Here is a 15232-nt window from a genome sequence, read left to right as displayed (position 1 = left end):
GGTAATGGTGGATACGCTGACGCTCGTCGCCGCGGGCGTCCTCGTCTACACGCTCCTCGCGCTCGCGGCGAAGTCGCGCGGCCTCCTCCCCTCGTGGGTCCGGCTCTCCGGTCCCATCACGACCCTCCACACGGAGCGGGGGAAGAGCTTCCTCGACTGGCTCGCCGGACCCAAGCGGTTCTGGCGCGCGTGGGGCAACTTCGGCATCGGCATCGCGCTCGTGGTGATGGTCGGCTCGTTCGCGCTCATCCTCTTCGCGGCCGCGAACACCTTCCAGAACCCGACGGCGTCGGCCATCACGGAGCCGCAGAACGTGCTCGTCATCCCCGGCGTGAACGACTTCCTCCCGGTGTCGGCCGCGCCGGCCATCCTCCTCGGCCTGCTCGTCGGCCTCGTCGTCCACGAGGGGGGCCACGGCCTGCTGTGCCGGGTCGAGGACATCGACATCGACTCGATGGGGCTGGCGCTGTTCGCCTTCATCCCCGTCGGCGCGTTCGTCGAACCCGACGAGGAATCGCGAACCGCCGCGAACCGCGGCTCGCAGACCCGGATGTTCGCGGCCGGCGTGACGAACAACTTCGCCGTCTCCGTCGTCGCCTTTCTGCTCCTGTTCGGCCCGCTCGTCGGGGCCATCGCGCCCGTCGCGGGCGTCCCCGTCGGCGACGCGCTCGACGGCTCCGCGGCCCAGTCCGCGGGGCTGGAGTTCGGCGACGTGGTGACCTCGGTGGACGGCGAGGCCGTTGACGGCACCGGCGAGTTCGCCGCCGCGCTCGCCGAGCGCGACCGGACGGTGACGCTCGGCCTCCGCTCGGGCGAGACGGTGACGATGGAGCGGTACCTCATCGCCACGCGCGCCGTCCCGAGCGCCCTGCCCGGCATCGACATCGGCACCGACGCCATCCGCATCGAGGCGGTGAACGGGGAGCCGGTGTTCACCGCGGACGAACTCCGCGCCGCCGTCGTCGAGGACCCGACCGCGACGCTGACGACGGACGAGGGGAACACCTCCTTCGTCGCGGGCGCGTACGTGACCCGGCTCTCCGAGGAGAGCGCGCTCGGCGACGCGGGCGTCACGGACGACCCGGACGCGCAAGTGGTCGTGACGGCGGTCGGCGGCGAGCGCGTCCTCACGTCGAGCGAGCTCTCGACGGTGCTCGACGGCTACGACCCCGGCGACACCGTGACCGTCGAGGCGTACGTGAACGGCGAGGCCGGCGAGTACGAGGTGACGCTCGGCGGGAGCGACGGGAACGCCCTGCTCGGCGTCTTCCTGCGCGGCGGCGTCGGCGGCGTCGTCTTCACCGACACCGGCATCGACCCGTACCCCGCGGCGACGTTCCTCGCCATCCTCGGCGGGAGCGGCGGGAGCGGCATCGCGGGCTTCGTCCAGGGCATCACCGGGCTACTGCTGTTGCCCTTCATCGGGGCCATCTCGCCCGGCTTCGTGTACAACTTCGCGGGGTTCAACGCCGGCGTCGCCGGCTTCTACACCGTGCAGGGGCCGCTCGCGGCGCTCGGCGGGACCGTGTTCACGCTCGCGAACGCCGCCTTCTGGATCGGGTGGATAAACATCCAACTGGGGCTGTTCAACTGCGTGCCCGCCTTCCCGCTCGACGGGGGCCACATCCTCCGCACCTCGACGCAGGCGATAACGACCCGCCTGCCCGTCGACGACGCCCGCTCCGCCACCCGCGCGGTGACGCTCTCGGTGGGGCTGACGATGCTCGCCGGCCTCCTCGTCATGATATTCGGGCCGACGCTGCTTGCCTGAGAACCGAACCCTCAATTGAGGCGCGGCCCGTACGCCGGGTATGGACGCGACACGGCGCGAGGCCCCGGCGACGGAGGAGGGTTGGTACGCGCTCCACGACCTGCGGCGTATCGACTGGGACGCGTGGCGCGACGCCCCCGAGCGCGAGCGCGAACGGGCGCTCTCCGAGGGCGTCGAGTACCTCCGCTCGCACGAGGACGTCGAGGACGCGGAGGAGGGCGTCTCGGCCGTCTTCGCCGTCACGGGCCACAAGGCCGACGTGATGGTGCTCCACCTGCGCCCGACGACGGAACACCTCGACCGCGCGGAGCGCGCCTTCGAGCGGACGGCGCTGGCCGGCTTCACCGAGCGCGCCACCTCCTACGTCTCCGTCACCGAGGTGTCGGGGTACGTCACCGAGGAGCTCTCCGGGGGAATCGAGAACATCGAGTCCGACGGGACGCGCAACTACATGCTCCAGCGGCTCCACCCCTCGATTCCCGACGCCGAACACGTCTGCTTCTACCCGATGGACAAGCGCCGCGGGCCGGAGCACAACTGGTACGACCTCCCGTTCGACGAGCGCGCGGCGCTCATCTCGGGCCACGGCGACGTGGGCCGGGAGTACGCCGGCAAAGTGACACAGATAATCACCGGCTCGATGGGGTTCGACGACTACGAGTGGGGCGTGACGCTGTTCGCGGACGACGCGACGGAGTTCAAACACCTGCTCGCCGACATGCGCTTCGACCCCTCGTCGTCGCGCTACGCGGAGTTCGGGCCGTTCTACTTCGGGCGGCGCTTCGCGCCCGAACACCTCCCGCGGCTGTTCGCCGGCGAGTCGCTCCCGGCCTACGGCGAGGAACCGAGTGAGAGCGAGGAATCGGCCGCGGCGAGCGCCTCCGCCGAGGGGACGGAGGCGGCCGGCACCGAGAGCGAGGAGAGCGGGGACGACTCGGGCGGCTCCGGCGGCCGTCCGAGTTCCGGCGAGCCGCCCCACGAGGAGGCCACCGTCGAGGAGTTCGCGGAGGAGCTCCGGCGGCTCGGCGTCGACGCGGACGAGCACGGCGAGGCCGGCTACGGCCTCGTGTTCTACACCGAGGAGGACGCCGACACGCTGGTCGAGGAGGTGGACGGCCTCCGCTCGAACTTCGAGCACTACGACACCCACGTGCTGACGACGGTGCGCGCGGACGCGGGCCGGTCGGCGGTCGTCTCGCTGTGGAAGAACGAGCGGGCGGCCAACACCGCCTCGGGCTTCCTCGGCGACCTCGCGGGCGTCGAGGGCGAGGGCATCGGCGCGGCGGTGGAGGCCGGCGACGGGGCGGCCGACGCGGCCGACCGCCCGGACGAGACGGCGGACCACGGCGACGAGGTCGGCGCCACCGACGAGGACGACGACATCCGGGGCGAACTCGCGGACCTCGACATCTACGCGGGCCAGCCCCACGGCGAGGACGTGTACGCCATCGTCGTCTACTCCGAGGCCGACCTCGACGACCTGCGCGGGGAGGTGGAGTCGCTGCGCGGCGGCTTCGACCGCTACGACACCCACGCCGGCACCTCGCTGTACGAGGGCTCCGCGACTGACCGCGCGGCCGTCGTCTCGCTGTGGGACACCCGCGACGCCGCGGGCACCGCGGGCGACTACCTCTCCGACCTGCCCGGCGTCGTCCGGCGGGCCGGCGAGGGGTCGCACTTCGGCACGATGGGGATGTTCTACACCGTCAAGCCCGAACACCGCGAGGACTTCGTCGAGCGGTTCGACACCGTCGGCGGGATGCTCGCGGAGATGGAGGGCCACATCGAGACGGACCTGATGGTGAACGTCGAGGACGAGAACGACATGTTCATCGCCAGCCAGTGGAACGAGCGCGAGGACGCGATGGGCTTCTTCCGGTCGGACGCGTTCCGCGACACGGTCCAGTGGGGCCGCGACGTGCTCGCCGACCGGCCGCGACACGTCTTCCTCGCCTGATCGGGAACGCCGCGGCTCGCCGGGAAGAGCTGCGGGACGCATATGTCAGAGGAACCGTGCGCCCCGCGGCCGCGGTCGGGCGGACCGCGACGGCGGGACCAACAGCCGGACGCGGGAATAGGGCGGTGCTTGACTGGTCAGGGTCGGCTCAGTCGCCCAGGATGCCCGCGCCGCGCAGGTCCTCGCCGCCGACGCTCGTGCGGTAGTCCTCCTTCTCCATGCCGTCGAAGCGGTCGACGCCGAAGTCCGTCGCGTAGAGGTCGGCGACGCGGTCGCGCTCCTCGTCGGAGAGCGCGGGCGTCTCCGGCGCGGCGGCCCACTCGTCGATGTCGTCCGTCGAGCGGAACGTCGGAGTGACGCTCGCGACGGCGTCGAACGAGAGGAGCCACTGGAGCGCGGCCTGTCCCATCGTGCGCTCGCCGTCGCGCTCGAGGAACCGCAGCGCCTCCACCTTCTCGAAGCCGGTGTCGTACCACTCGTCCGGGCGGAAGCCGCGGTGGTCGCCGGCCTCCAGTTCCGTGTCGGGCGTCACCTGCTCGTTCAGCAGCCCCGAGGAGTGGGGAACGCGCGGAATCAGGGAGGTGCTCGACCCCGTGTGCTCGACCGTCTCGACGAAGTGGCGGTGGACGTCCTGTTCGAGCATGTTACCGACGTACTGGACGCCGTCGAACTCCTCCTCGATGGCGAAGTCCCCCTCGGCGAGCCAGCCGATGGAGGGGCCGAGCGCGACGCCGATGGCGTCCGCCACGTCCTCCTCGCGAAGCTCGTCGAGCAGTTCGAGGACCGCGGGCGTCAGCTCCGCCACGTCGGGGTTGTGGAGCTGGAGGTAGTCGACGTGGTCGACGCCGAGGCGGTCGAGCGACCCCTCGACGGCCTCGCGGAGGTACTCGACGGAGTAGTCCTTCGGCAGCTCGCCGTGGCCGGCCTGCGGGTTGTTGTAGAAGTCGTAGCCGACCTTCGTGCCGACGGTCATCTCGTCGCCGCGCTCCGCGAGCACCTTCCCGAGCAGCTCCTCCGAGCGGCCGTGGCCGTACACGTCGCCCGTGTCGAAGTACGTGATGCCCGCGTCGAGCGCGTACTCGACCATCTCCAGCGCGTCGGCCTCGTCGCGGTCGCCCCACCAGTCCGTGCCGACGACCCACGCGCCGAAGCCGACCTCGCTCACCTCGACCCCCGAATCGCCGAGTTCGCGGTAATGCATACCCGCGCTACGGGGCTCGGCCACTTAGCGGAAACGGTTCGGGGGACGGCGGGCCCGTCCGGGCGCGCGACGACCGCGTGGCGGCCGTGTAACCGGGTTACCGCGGCGTAACGGCAGACGGACGGAAACCCTCATGCGGCTGCCGGGAGAACCGTAGGCCATGACCAAGCGCCACGTGTCGTTGCCGTCGGGGGCGGAGGAGGGCTTGACGGCGTTCATCGACGAGGTGGACGAGCGCCTGACCGCCGCGGGACCGGACGCCGCCGAGAGCACCTGCGACGTGGTCCAGGACGTGCTCGTGGACCTGTACGGCGACCGCGAGGCGTACGAGCGGTGGCAGTCGGGCAAGGACGTCTCCGCGGCCGAGCAGGTCCGCCTGCAGGGGTACGACCCGTGTAACGCCACGCTGGAGGCCGAGTACTACGCCGAGAAGGACGAGGAGCGCTTCGAGCGCTCGAAGCACCTCCAGTGGCTGTGGCGGCAGTTCGACGCGACGCCGATGGCCGACAACATCGCGTTCGCGCTCCGCTTCCGCGAGATGCTCGCCGGCCACCTGTTCGAGGAGACGGGCGAGAACCTCCGCATCTTCAAGGGCGTCACGTTCTCGTACGGCCACAACATCACGATGGGCGACAACACCGTCGTCCACGACGACGTCCACCTCGACGACCGCGGGAAGCTCACCGTCGGGGACCGCGTCTCCATCTCCGACGACGTCCACGTGTACAGCCACGACCACGACGTGGTCGACCAGACGGAGGTGCTGAACTACCACACGGTCATCGAGGACGACGCGCGGGTCACCTACGACGCGATGGTGACCGCGGGCGTCCGCGTCGGGCGGAACAGCGTCGTCGGCGCGCGCGCCACCGTCACGGGCGACGTGCCCGCCCACCACATCGTCGTCGGCCAGCCGGCCAAGAGCGTCCGCGTCAAGCCCGGCTTCGAGGACGAGGCCGACCCCGTCGGGGACCGCCTGACGGACAACAAGGCGGACCGCGAACTCGGCTACACCCTCCCCGAGGACCTCGACCGCTTCGACGAGTTCGGCCGCCCGCCGGAGCTATCGACGGCCGCCGACCGCCACCGCGAGTCCTAGTTCTCCCGCGCGTACAGCCGGACGTCGCCGTTGCCCGACGAGAGCGATATCGCCGGGCCGCCGGCGCCCAGCACGCCCTCGAAGCGGTCGTCGCTCGCGGTCGAATCGGCGAACGTCAGCGACTCCGTCGTTATCTCCCCGTTCCCCGTCGAGAGTTCCACCTCGGCGTCCGTGTCGGCCGGGATTCCGACCGCGACGTCCCCGTTGCCGGAGACGCCGTCGAGCGGCCCCGCGACCCCGCGCACCTCGACGTCGACGTCGCCGTTGCCGGTGCGGGCGACCCGCACGCCGGCGCAGTCGCGGGCCGTCACGTCGCCGTTGCCCGACTGGAGGCGGACGACGCCCGACGCGCCCGTGGCCGTCGCGTCCCCGTTCGCCGTCGAGAGGGCCGTGTCGCCGGCGGTGTTCTCGACCGTCGCGTCCCCGTTCGCCGTCGCGACGCGCGTCACGGCCACATCGGCGGGCACCCGCACGTCGAGGTCCACGCTCACGCGGCGCGCGGCGGGCCGGTCATACTCGACGCTCACCTCGACGCGGTCCCCGCCCCCGGCGACGGCGAGCGCGACGTCGCCGAACAGGCCGGCGTCGCCGCGGACCCGCTTGGTGACGACGACCTCGACCGTGTCCGAGAGGTCGTCGCTCGCGACGACGCGGGCGTCGCCGTTGTCCGTCGCGACCGAGAGCTCCCGCGCGCCGTCGAGCGGCACCGTCTCGGTCGATTCGTCCGTCTCCGTCGGGCCGAGGTAGCCGGCACAGCCCGCCAGCCCGGCGAGCCCCGTCGCCGCGCCGAGCGCCAGTACCGACCGTCGCGTGTGGGAACCGTTCATGCCGGCTACACGACGCGGAGGGGCTAATCCGTGACGGAGACGTGTGAACAGCCGACACCCCGGTCGGGGCGACCTACCGGAGCTCGCGGGCGAGCAGCCCGAGCGCGGCGAGGTCGCCGAGCACCACGAGGAGCTCCATCGGCCCCATCCACGCCGGGAGGGCGAAGCCGAGCCACGAGTCGAGCGTCGCGTACCCGCGCGCGAGGGCGGTCCCCCGGACGCTCCGGGCGTCGACGCCCGCCGGCACCGCGTCCGGCTCCTCGGGGAGGTACGGGCCGTCGAGCCGGATGCGGTCGGCCTCGTACACGATGGTGCGCGTGCCGAACTCCTCGCGGCCGTCGAACGACCACGCGACGGTGCCGTTGCGCGTCACCTCGACGACGCGGAACTGCCGGGAGTCGGTTATCAGGGTGTTGCCGTTCGGGAGGCGGTCGGCGTCGCGGGGCCACTGGAGCGCCTTCGGCTCCGCCGGCGACTCGGCCGGGACCCGAGCGTACTCCCAGACGATGCGCTCCGTGCGGCGGTCTATCTCGACGATGCGGTCGTTCTCGGAGTCGGCGACGAGCATCGTGCCGCGCCGCTCCAGCAGGTTCGGGTTGTGCTGTTCGTTCATCGTCCCGTGGTCGCCGGGCGAGCCGTAGGTGCGCACGATGTCGCCGGCGCGGTCCACCTCCAGCACGACGTCGAAGTTGCGCACCGAGAGCGTGAAGTGGCCGTTCTCCAGCAGGTCGATGTCGTTCATGTGGGTCCAGTCCGACTCCGGCCCCTCGGAGGCGAACTCCTCCTCGCGCCCCTCGGGGACGTGTTCGTCGAACCAGTCGGTCCCGCGGGCTATATGCTCGCTCGCGTTCCACTGCCACGTTATCTCGCCGCCCTCGTTCACCGTGAACGCGCGGTCGTTCCCCATGTCCACGACGGCCGTCTCCCCGTTCGGGAGGCGGTCGGCGTCGTGGACCTCGTGGTGGTTCGGGAACACGTCGTACCAGTCGTACTCCCAGACGACCTCCTTCGTGTCGTAGTCCACCTCGACGACGCGGTTGTGGACGCAGTTGGGGCGGTCGTCGTAGGCGTCGGGACAGTCGGCGGCCGGGACGGCGACGGCGACGCTGACGAGGATGTTCCCGTTGCGCAGGTGCTCGGTGTCGAACACCCGCGAGTCGGGAACCGACCACTGCCAGATGACGCTCCCGTTCGGGGCGACGACGGCCGCGTAGCCGTTGTTCTCGCCGAACCACCCCTCGGCCTGCACGCCGATGAGGGTCTGCCCGGGGTACGTCTCGTTGCCGGCGACGGGGGACGGGGGGCCGCCGTCGCCGGAGAGGGCGACGCCGGCCAGCAGCGTCGAGGAGAGCAGAACGACCGCCGCGAGGGCGACCGCGCGCGCCGCATTCATACTCGCGGTGACGTGTCGCCGGGTATAGGCCTAGTGGTTCACAGGTCCAGTTCGTCGGCGAGCGCGACGAACGACGCGACTTCGAGCGAGGGGCGCGGCCCGAACTCCGGGTACGGCCCGTCGTCGCGGTTCACCCACACCGCCTGTGCGCCCGCGCCCTCCGCGCCGGCGACGTCGAACCACGCCGCGGTGACGTGGGCCATCTCCTCCACGCCGACGCCGATGCGGTCGGCGGCGTGGGTGTAGATACCGGGGTCGGGCTTGAACGTCTCCGGCTCGTCGGCGCTGACGTACCCCTCCACGTGGCCGTCGAGGTCGGCGGCCTCGAACATCGTGTCGAGCATCTCCGGGTTGCCGTTCGAGACGACCCAGAGGTCGTACCCCTCGGCCAGCCGCTCGACGCCGGGGCGCACGTCCTCGAAGACGTGGAGGTCGTGATAGACGGAGAGTACGTCGTCGCGCACCTCGTCGGTCACGTCCACGCCCGCCTCCGCGAGCGCGTAGGTGAGCGCGTGGCGGTTCAGCTCGTAGAACGGCTCGTAGGCGTCCACGTCGTTGGCGGCCATCGAGTACATAAGCGAGTGGGCGCGCCACTGCGCGGCGACGGCCTCGGGGTCCTCGACGTAGCCGTCGAGCGCGGCGACGGTCGAGCCCACGTCGACGATGGTGCTGTACGAGTCGAACGTCAGGACGGAAACGGCGTCGCGGTCCAGCATGGCCGGGGCCACGCGGCCCGGCGTCTTAGCCGTGGGGGCGTTTCGCACGCCCCGTGCACGCCGTCAGGCCTCGGCGCGCGCCCGCCGTTCCGTGTCGAGGACGTTCAGCGAGCCGTCGAGCGAGACGACCAGTTCCTCGTCCTCGACGGGGACGGCGACGGTGATGCGCCACGTCCCGTCCGACCCGCCGTTGCGCTCGACGGTCGTGTACTCGTCGGTGACACACCACTCCAGCGTCCAGTACGGGACGGCGTTGAGGTCGATTCCGTGGTCGCGGTAGAAGGAGACGACCTCCGCGTCGTCCAGAAGCACGAGCCCCACGGAGGAGTAGATGGTGTGGTGACACCGCCGGCACTCGTGTTCGACGCGCACGTCGAGGTCGAAGCCGTTCTCGCCGTCCACGTCGAACAGCCGCGTCTCCATCCGGCCGGAACACTCCGGGCAGACGCCGTCCGCGGAGAGACACGAGAGGTGGCGCGCGCGCTGATTGAACGCGTCCATCAGCTCCTCGCGCGTGCGGTCCTCCAGCCCTCCGGGCGGGAACGAGTAGCCGCCGTGGTTGCGCCCGCAGTCGCTACACCGGATGCGGACCTCCTCGTTCCGGTAGTACGCCTCCAGGGCCGCGCCGCAGTCGACGCACTCCCCCTCGACCTCGAAGGGGTCGAGCCGCGGGTCCTGATTGAGGGTGCCCGAGAGCACGGCCGCGATGACCGACCGGCCGGCCGAGCGGAAGTCGTAGCCGTCGTCGGTCTTGCGGACGAACTGGCCCGTCAGCTTCGAGAGGTGGTAGTTGAACTGTGCGGAGTCGCTCATCCCCACCTCGCGGCGGAGGTCGGAGAAGGCGGCCGGGCGGTCCATCCGCCAGAGGGCTTCGAGGATGGAGAGACGCGTCTCGTTGCCGACGACGGCGAACGCCTCGGCGGGCGAGATGCACTCCCCGCACGCGAGGATGGAGTCGGCGTCCTCGGTCTGCGAGTCGCTCATACCCGAGGATGTACGTCCAACGGCTAAACTCTTGGCTGGGAGCGGGCCGCCGTCACACGCCGGCGGCGCGGCCGCGAGCGGCCGTCGTAGCCGCGCCATCGGGCGTGACACGGTAGGTTTATCAGTCGGACGGGGCGAAAACCACACAATTACTCAATGACCACGAACCACCGACAACCGGAGGTGAACATCGGGCTGGTCGGCCACGTCGACCACGGGAAGACGACGCTGGTGCAGGCGCTCTCTGGCGCGTGGACCGACCAGCACTCCGAGGAGATGAAACGCGGTATCTCCATCCGGCTGGGGTACGCCGACGCGACCTTCCGGAAGGTCCCGGGCGTCGACGCCCCCGAGTGTTACACCGTCGAGGAGGAGGTCGACGGCGAGGAGACCGAGCTCGTCCGCACCGTCTCCTTCGTCGACGCGCCGGGCCACGAGACGCTCATGGCGACGATGCTCTCGGGCGCGGCCATCATGGACGGCGCCGTGCTCGTCGTCGGGGCCAACGAGGACGTCCCGCAGGCCCAGACCGAGGAGCACCTGATGGCGCTCGACATCATCGGCATCGAGAACATCGTCATCGCGCAGAACAAGATCGACCTCGTCGACGCCGAGCGCGCGAGAGAGAACTACGAGCAGATACAGGAGTTCGTCGAGGGCACGGTCGCGGAGGACGCGCCCGTCGTCCCCATCTCCGCCCAGCAGGAGATCAACATCGACGTGCTCATCGACGCCATCGAGGAGACGATTCCGACCCCCGAGCGCGACCCGGACGCGCCCGCGCGGATGCAGGTCGCTCGCTCGTTCGACATCAACCGCCCGGGCACGACCTTCGACGGCCTGCTCGGCGGCGTCATCGGCGGCTCGCTCACGCAGGGGACCCTCGAAGTGGACGACGACATCCAGCTCCGCCCCGGTCGCGACACGGACGACGGCTACGAGCCGGTGTCCACGACCGTTCGCTCGCTGCAGGCGGGCGGCGACTCCGTCGATTCGGCCACGCCCGGCGGCCTCATCGGCGTCGGGACGGGCCTCGACCCCTCGCTCACGAAGGGCGACGGGCTGGCCGGCCAGGTCGCCGGCCCCGAGGAGTCGCTCCCGCCGGTCCACGAGCAGTTCACGATGGACATCGAGCTGCTCGACCGGGTCGTCTCCGTGGACGAGGAGATAGAGCAGGTCTCGACCGGCGAGCCGCTCATGCTCACGGTGGGGACGGCCACGACGGTCGGCTCCGTCACCTCGGCGCGCGGCGACGAGGCGGAGGTCGCGCTCAAGCGCCCCGTCTGTGCCGAGGAGGGCGCGAAGATAGCCATCAACCGACGCGTCGGCGCGCGCTGGCGGCTCATCGGCGTCGGGACGCTGACGTAGATGCGCGTCGCGGTGGACACGAACGCGCTGATGATGCCGGTCGAGTGCGACGTGCGGCTGTTCGACGAACTCGACCGGGTCGTCGGCTCGTACGAGGCGGTCGTCCCCGAGGCCGTCGTCGCCGAGCTGGAGAAGCTCGCCGACGGCAACGGGAAGGCGGCCACCGCGGCCTCCGTGGGCCGGGACCTCGCCGACCGGTGTACGGTCGTGTCCACCGAGGCCGACTACGCGGACGACGCGATGGTGGAACTGGGCGCGGACTGCGACTACGCGGTCACGAACGACAAACCGCTGCGTCGGCGGCTCGCGGACGCCGACGTTCCCGTAATCTGTTTACGGGGCGGGACGAAACTCGCGGTAACGCAATAACATGTACAAGAGGGTCAGACTCAAGGACACGGTGGAGGTGCCCCCCGAACACCTCCCCGACCGAACGGAACCGGAGGTACCGCCGGAGCTCATCAAGCGACTGCTCCAGGACAAGCTCGAAGGACGGATGGACGAGGAGGTCGGCTCCGTCGTCACCGTCACCGAGGTCACGGACATCGGCGACGGCGCCGTCGTGCCGAACCGCCCGAGCGTCTACTACGAGGCGGAGTTCGACGCCATCACCTTCGACCCGCAGATGCAGGAGGTCGTCGACGGCGAGGTCGTCGAGGTGGTGAACTTCGGCGCGTTCGTCGGTATCGGCCCGGTGGACGGCCTGCTCCACGTCTCGCAGATCTCCGACGAGTACCTCGCGTTCGACGGCGAGAACCAGCAGCTCGCCTCCCGCGACTCCAACCGCGTGCTCGGCGTCGGCGACGCCGTCCGCACGCGCATCGTCACCAAGAGCATCGACGAGCGGAACCCCCGCGACTCGAAGATCGGGCTCACGGCGAAGCAGGTGGGGCTCGGCAAGCACGAGTGGCTGGAGGAGGAGCGCAACAAGCGCGCGGCCGGTGGTGACTGATGGCGCAACGACTCGTCTGCCGCGACTGTCACCGCGTGCTCGACGTGGACGACGGCGAGCAGTGTCCCGCCTGCGGCTCGAACTCGCTGACGGAGGACTGGGCCGGCTACGTCGTCATCACCCACCCCGAGACGTCGCAGATAGCGACGGAGATGGAGATAACGGAGCCGGGCCGGTACGCGCTGAAGGTACGCTGAGGTGTCCGTCCTCCTCGAACTGCCCGCCGACCTCCGCCACGAACTGAAGGAGCCGCTCGGGCCGATACACACCGACGCGGAAGCCCTGCTCGCCGAGGCCGGCGAGCCGGTGGTCGCCGTCGGCGACATCGTCACCTACCACCTGCTGGAGGCGGGCTACCACCCGACGCTGGCGCTGGTCGACGGGAAGACGAAGCGCGAGCGCGTCCGGGCCGCGGTTCGCGACGCGATGGAGGGGTTCGACCGCACCGTCGAAGTCGAGTCGCCCGCGGGCGGCCTCTCCGAGGAACTGCTCGCCGCGCTCCGCGAGGGCGTCGGCGACGGGACGACCCTCGTGGAGGTGCTCGGCGAGGAGGACCTCGCGGCGCTGCCCGCGGTGCTCGTGCTTCCCGACGGCGCGAGCGTCGTGTACGGCCAGCCGGACGAGGGGATGGTGCTGGCGACGGTGACCGACGAGCTCCGGGCGGAGATGCGCGACCTGCTCGACCGCTTCGCCGGGGACCACGCGGCCGCGTACGAGACGCTCGGCGTCTGAGTCTCCCGACTCGAAATCCTTTTACGCGTTTCGGCGGCATCTAGTGGCAACGAACCATGGAAATCGACGTCATCTCCGAGGAGGAGAACCCTATGCTGCATCGCTCGGACGTGCGGTTCGAGGTGACCCACGAGGAGGCCAGCCCGTCGCGCCTCTCCGTGCGCGACTCGCTCGCCGCGAAGCTGAACAAGGACGCCAGCGAGGTCGTCGTCCACCGCCTCGACACGAAGTACGGGATGCGCAAGACGCTCGGCTACGCGAAGGTGTACGAGACGGCCGACGCCGCCGCCGAGGTCGAACAGGAGTACATGCTCGAACGCAACAAGATCGAGGACGGCGAGGAGGAGGCCGAGGCCTGAGATGGCGCGCCACGAGTACTACAACGACGACGGGACGACGGACAAGGAGCAGTGTCCCCGCTGCGGCGACACCTTCCTCGGCGACTACGGCGACCGCCTGCACTGCGGCAAGTGCAGCTACACCGAGTTCAACTGAGCCCGCCGCGGGCATGACCGACCGTTCTTTCACCGCGCGCTCGACCCGGGCAGCGACGCGACCGTGACCCGAATCCTCGGCATCGAGGGGACCGCGTGGTGTGCCAGCGCCGCGCTCCACGACACGGCCACGGACGAGACGTACATCGAGTCCGAGGCCTACGAACCCGAGTCGGGCGGCATCCACCCGCGCGAGGCCGCCGAGCACATGCGCGAGGCGATACCCGACGTGGTGGGAACCGTGCGCGAGCACGCGGGCGACGACATCGACGCGGTGGCGTTCTCGCGCGGCCCCGGTCTCGGGCCGTGTCTCCGCATCGTCGCCACGGCCGCGCGGGCGCTGTCGCTCCGCCTCGACGTGCCGCTCGTCGGCGTCAACCACATGGTGGCACACCTCGAAATCGGCCGCCACACCTCCGGATTCGACTCGCCCGTCTGTCTCAACGCCTCGGGCGCGAACGCCCACCTGCTCGGCTACCGGAACGGCCGGTACCGCGTGCTCGGCGAGACGATGGACACCGGGGTCGGCAACGCCATCGACAAGTTCACCCGCCACCTCGGCTGGTCGCACCCCGGCGGCCCGAAGGTGGAGGAGTGCGCGAGGGCGGGCGAGTACGTCGACCTCCCGTACGTCGTGAAGGGGATGGACTTCTCCTTCTCCGGCATCATGAGCGCCGCGAAACACGCCGTCGACGACGGCGTCCCCGTCGAGGACGTCTGTTTCTCCCTCCAGGAGAACGTCTTCGCGATGCTCGCGGAGGTCTCGGAGCGCGCGCTGTCGCTCACCGGCGCGGACGAACTCGTCCTCGGCGGCGGGGTCGGACAGAACACCCGCCTGCGGTCGATGCTCGCGGAGATGTGCGAGGCCCGCGGCGCCGACTTCCACGCGCCCGAACCGCGCTTCCTCCGCGACAACGCCGGGATGATAGCCGTCCTCGGCGCGCGGATGTACGAGGCCGGCGACACGATAGCGGTCGCTGAGTCGGCCGTGGACCCCGACTTCCGCCCGGACGAGGTGGAGGTGACGTGGGACGCCGGAGGCGACGTGGCCGTGACGCGCGCCGAAACCGGGGAGATACGCGGCGCGGAGGCCGTCGTCCGCCTCGGCGAGCGCGTCGAGAAGTCCCGCGTCGGGAAGGGGTACCGCCACCCCGCCCTCGACGAGCGCCTCCGCCGCGAGCGCACCAGAAGCGAGGCGCGGCTGACGAGCCTCGCCCGGCGCGAGGGCGTCCCCACGCCCGTCGTCTACGACGTGGACGACCACGAATCGCGCCTCGTGTTCGAGCGCGTCGGCGACGCGGACCTCGTCGCGGAACTGACGGAGGCTCGGGTCCGCGACGTGGGGCGGCACCTCGCGGCCTGTCACGCGGCCGGCTTCGTCCACGGCGACCCGACGCCGCGGAACGTGCGGGTGGCGAGCGCGGCGAGCGAGCCACCGAACGGCGAGCGGCGAAGCCGCGAACGGGTGACGCGGGAGACGGGAGCGAGCGACCGCGACGCGACACGCGAGTCGGACGACCGCACCTACCTCATCGACTTCGGCCTCGGCTACCACACCGAGCACGTCGAGGACTACGCGATGGACCTCCACGTCTTCGAGGGGTCGCTCGCCGGGACGAGCGACGACGCGACGGCGCTCGCGGCGGCGTTCGAGGACGCCTACGCCGCGGCCGGCGACCCCGAGGTGGTCGCGCAACTGCGCGAGATAGAGTCGCGCGGGCGCTACCAGTGACACCCC

General features: G+C 70.8%; 16 protein-coding genes. 11 read left to right on the top strand and 5 right to left on the bottom strand.

Annotation, left to right across the window (positions count from 1 at the left end; all coding sequences use genetic code 11):
* The first annotated feature begins 4 nt into the window (after positions 1-4).
* On the top strand, positions 5-1771 hold the full coding sequence (locus P2T37_RS08895) for a site-2 protease family protein (RefSeq protein WP_276233556.1): 1767 nt from the start codon (positions 5-7) through the stop codon (positions 1769-1771).
* 40 nt (positions 1772-1811) lie between these two features.
* Entirely contained in the window at positions 1812-3728 is a 1917-nt protein-coding gene (locus P2T37_RS08890; RefSeq protein ID WP_276233555.1) for a heme-binding protein, read from the top strand.
* A 148-nt stretch (positions 3729-3876) separates the two neighbouring features.
* Here P2T37_RS08890 and P2T37_RS08885 read toward each other — a convergent pair whose 3' ends face one another.
* A complete protein-coding gene (locus P2T37_RS08885) occupies positions 3877-4929 on the bottom strand; it encodes an aldo/keto reductase (protein ID WP_276233554.1) in 1053 nt (350 codons plus the stop codon).
* Positions 4930-5089: 160 nt separating this feature from the next.
* Here P2T37_RS08885 and P2T37_RS08880 point away from each other — a divergent pair, with 160 nt between their 5' ends.
* Positions 5090-6028, top strand: coding sequence for an acyltransferase (locus P2T37_RS08880; RefSeq protein WP_276233553.1), 939 nt, complete (start codon positions 5090-5092; stop codon positions 6026-6028).
* Here P2T37_RS08880 and P2T37_RS08875 read toward each other — a convergent pair.
* The 4 genes from P2T37_RS08875 to P2T37_RS08860 all read right to left on the bottom strand — a co-directional run bounded on the left by P2T37_RS08875 (position 6025) and on the right by P2T37_RS08860 (position 9948).
* On the bottom strand, positions 6025-6855 hold the full coding sequence (locus P2T37_RS08875; RefSeq protein ID WP_276233552.1) for a DUF4097 family beta strand repeat-containing protein: 831 nt from the start codon (positions 6853-6855) through the stop codon (positions 6025-6027). The genes P2T37_RS08880 and P2T37_RS08875 overlap by 4 nt on opposite strands.
* 73 nt (positions 6856-6928) lie before the next feature.
* Positions 6929-8248: an aryl-sulfate sulfotransferase gene (locus tag P2T37_RS08870; RefSeq protein WP_276233551.1), complete on the bottom strand. Its 1320-nt coding sequence runs from the start codon at positions 8246-8248 to the stop codon at positions 6929-6931.
* A 38-nt stretch (positions 8249-8286) separates the two neighbouring features.
* Entirely contained in the window at positions 8287-8964 is a 678-nt protein-coding gene (locus tag P2T37_RS08865; RefSeq protein WP_276233550.1) for a haloacid dehalogenase type II, read from the bottom strand.
* 63 nt (positions 8965-9027) lie between these two features.
* The gene (locus tag P2T37_RS08860; RefSeq protein ID WP_276233549.1) at positions 9028-9948 is read right to left on the bottom strand and encodes a winged helix-turn-helix domain-containing protein; all 921 of its coding nucleotides are present in this window, start codon (positions 9946-9948) and stop codon (positions 9028-9030) included.
* 156 nt (positions 9949-10104) lie between these two features.
* Between P2T37_RS08860 and P2T37_RS08855 the strand changes: the two genes are divergently transcribed.
* The 8 genes from P2T37_RS08855 to P2T37_RS08820 all read left to right on the top strand — a co-directional run bounded on the left by P2T37_RS08855 (position 10105) and on the right by P2T37_RS08820 (position 15226).
* Complete coding sequence (locus P2T37_RS08855; protein WP_276233548.1) at positions 10105-11316, top strand: translation initiation factor IF-2 subunit gamma; 1212 nt, start codon at positions 10105-10107, stop codon at positions 11314-11316.
* Complete coding sequence (locus tag P2T37_RS08850; RefSeq protein WP_276233547.1) at positions 11317-11685, top strand: PIN domain-containing protein; 369 nt, start codon at positions 11317-11319, stop codon at positions 11683-11685. It abuts the gene before it with no gap.
* A gap of 1 nt (position 11686) precedes the next feature.
* Positions 11687-12268, top strand: a complete 582-nt coding sequence (locus P2T37_RS08845) for a DNA-directed RNA polymerase (RefSeq protein WP_276233546.1) — start codon at positions 11687-11689, stop codon at positions 12266-12268.
* Positions 12265-12465 (top strand): transcription elongation factor subunit Spt4, encoded by a 201-nt coding sequence (spt4, locus tag P2T37_RS08840; protein WP_382211840.1) that lies wholly within the window; start codon positions 12265-12267, stop codon positions 12463-12465. The genes P2T37_RS08845 and spt4 overlap by 4 nt, the downstream gene beginning before the upstream one ends.
* Before the next feature lies 1 nt (position 12466).
* A complete protein-coding gene (locus tag P2T37_RS08835) occupies positions 12467-13000 on the top strand; it encodes a GTP-dependent dephospho-CoA kinase family protein (RefSeq protein WP_276233544.1) in 534 nt (177 codons plus the stop codon).
* A gap of 56 nt (positions 13001-13056) precedes the next feature.
* Positions 13057-13359 carry a 30S ribosomal protein S24e gene (locus P2T37_RS08830; protein WP_276233542.1) on the top strand — a complete coding sequence of 101 codons (303 nt, stop codon included), beginning with the start codon at positions 13057-13059 and terminating at the stop codon, positions 13357-13359.
* A gap of 1 nt (position 13360) precedes the next feature.
* Positions 13361-13495, top strand: a complete 135-nt coding sequence (locus P2T37_RS08825) for a 30S ribosomal protein S27ae (protein ID WP_276233541.1) — start codon at positions 13361-13363, stop codon at positions 13493-13495.
* Between the two features lie 63 nt (positions 13496-13558).
* Positions 13559-15226 carry a bifunctional N(6)-L-threonylcarbamoyladenine synthase/serine/threonine protein kinase gene (locus P2T37_RS08820; protein WP_276233540.1) on the top strand — a complete coding sequence of 556 codons (1668 nt, stop codon included), beginning with the start codon at positions 13559-13561 and terminating at the stop codon, positions 15224-15226.
* The last annotated feature ends 6 nt before the right edge of the window (positions 15227-15232 follow it).

Origin of the sequence: Halosegnis marinus, from assembly GCF_029338355.1 — an archaeon.
Lineage (GTDB): Archaea > Halobacteriota > Halobacteria > Halobacteriales > Haloarculaceae > Halosegnis > Halosegnis marinus.
The sequence above is the reverse complement of the archived record's forward strand: the minus strand, read 5'-3'. Positions and strand labels throughout refer to the sequence as shown.

Excerpts from the sequence above, each read along its gene's own strand:
- P2T37_RS08895 (WP_276233556.1), top strand. The coding sequence starts at position 5 with ATGGTGGATACGCTGACGCTCGTCGCCGCGGGCGTCCTCGTCTACACG.
- P2T37_RS08890 (WP_276233555.1), top strand. The coding sequence starts at position 1,812 with ATGGACGCGACACGGCGCGAGGCCCCGGCGACGGAGGAGGGTTGGTAC.
- P2T37_RS08885 (WP_276233554.1), bottom strand. The coding sequence starts at position 4,929 with ATGCATTACCGCGAACTCGGCGATTCGGGGGTCGAGGTGAGCGAGGTC.
- P2T37_RS08880 (WP_276233553.1), top strand. The coding sequence starts at position 5,090 with ATGACCAAGCGCCACGTGTCGTTGCCGTCGGGGGCGGAGGAGGGCTTG.
- P2T37_RS08875 (WP_276233552.1), bottom strand. The coding sequence starts at position 6,855 with ATGAACGGTTCCCACACGCGACGGTCGGTACTGGCGCTCGGCGCGGCG.
- P2T37_RS08870 (WP_276233551.1), bottom strand. The coding sequence starts at position 8,248 with ATGAATGCGGCGCGCGCGGTCGCCCTCGCGGCGGTCGTTCTGCTCTCC.
- P2T37_RS08865 (WP_276233550.1), bottom strand. The coding sequence starts at position 8,964 with ATGCTGGACCGCGACGCCGTTTCCGTCCTGACGTTCGACTCGTACAGC.
- P2T37_RS08860 (WP_276233549.1), bottom strand. The coding sequence starts at position 9,948 with ATGAGCGACTCGCAGACCGAGGACGCCGACTCCATCCTCGCGTGCGGG.
- P2T37_RS08855 (WP_276233548.1), top strand. The coding sequence starts at position 10,105 with ATGACCACGAACCACCGACAACCGGAGGTGAACATCGGGCTGGTCGGC.
- P2T37_RS08850 (WP_276233547.1), top strand. The coding sequence starts at position 11,317 with ATGCGCGTCGCGGTGGACACGAACGCGCTGATGATGCCGGTCGAGTGC.
- P2T37_RS08845 (WP_276233546.1), top strand. The coding sequence starts at position 11,687 with ATGTACAAGAGGGTCAGACTCAAGGACACGGTGGAGGTGCCCCCCGAA.
- P2T37_RS08830 (WP_276233542.1), top strand. The coding sequence starts at position 13,057 with ATGGAAATCGACGTCATCTCCGAGGAGGAGAACCCTATGCTGCATCGC.
- P2T37_RS08825 (WP_276233541.1), top strand. The coding sequence starts at position 13,361 with ATGGCGCGCCACGAGTACTACAACGACGACGGGACGACGGACAAGGAG.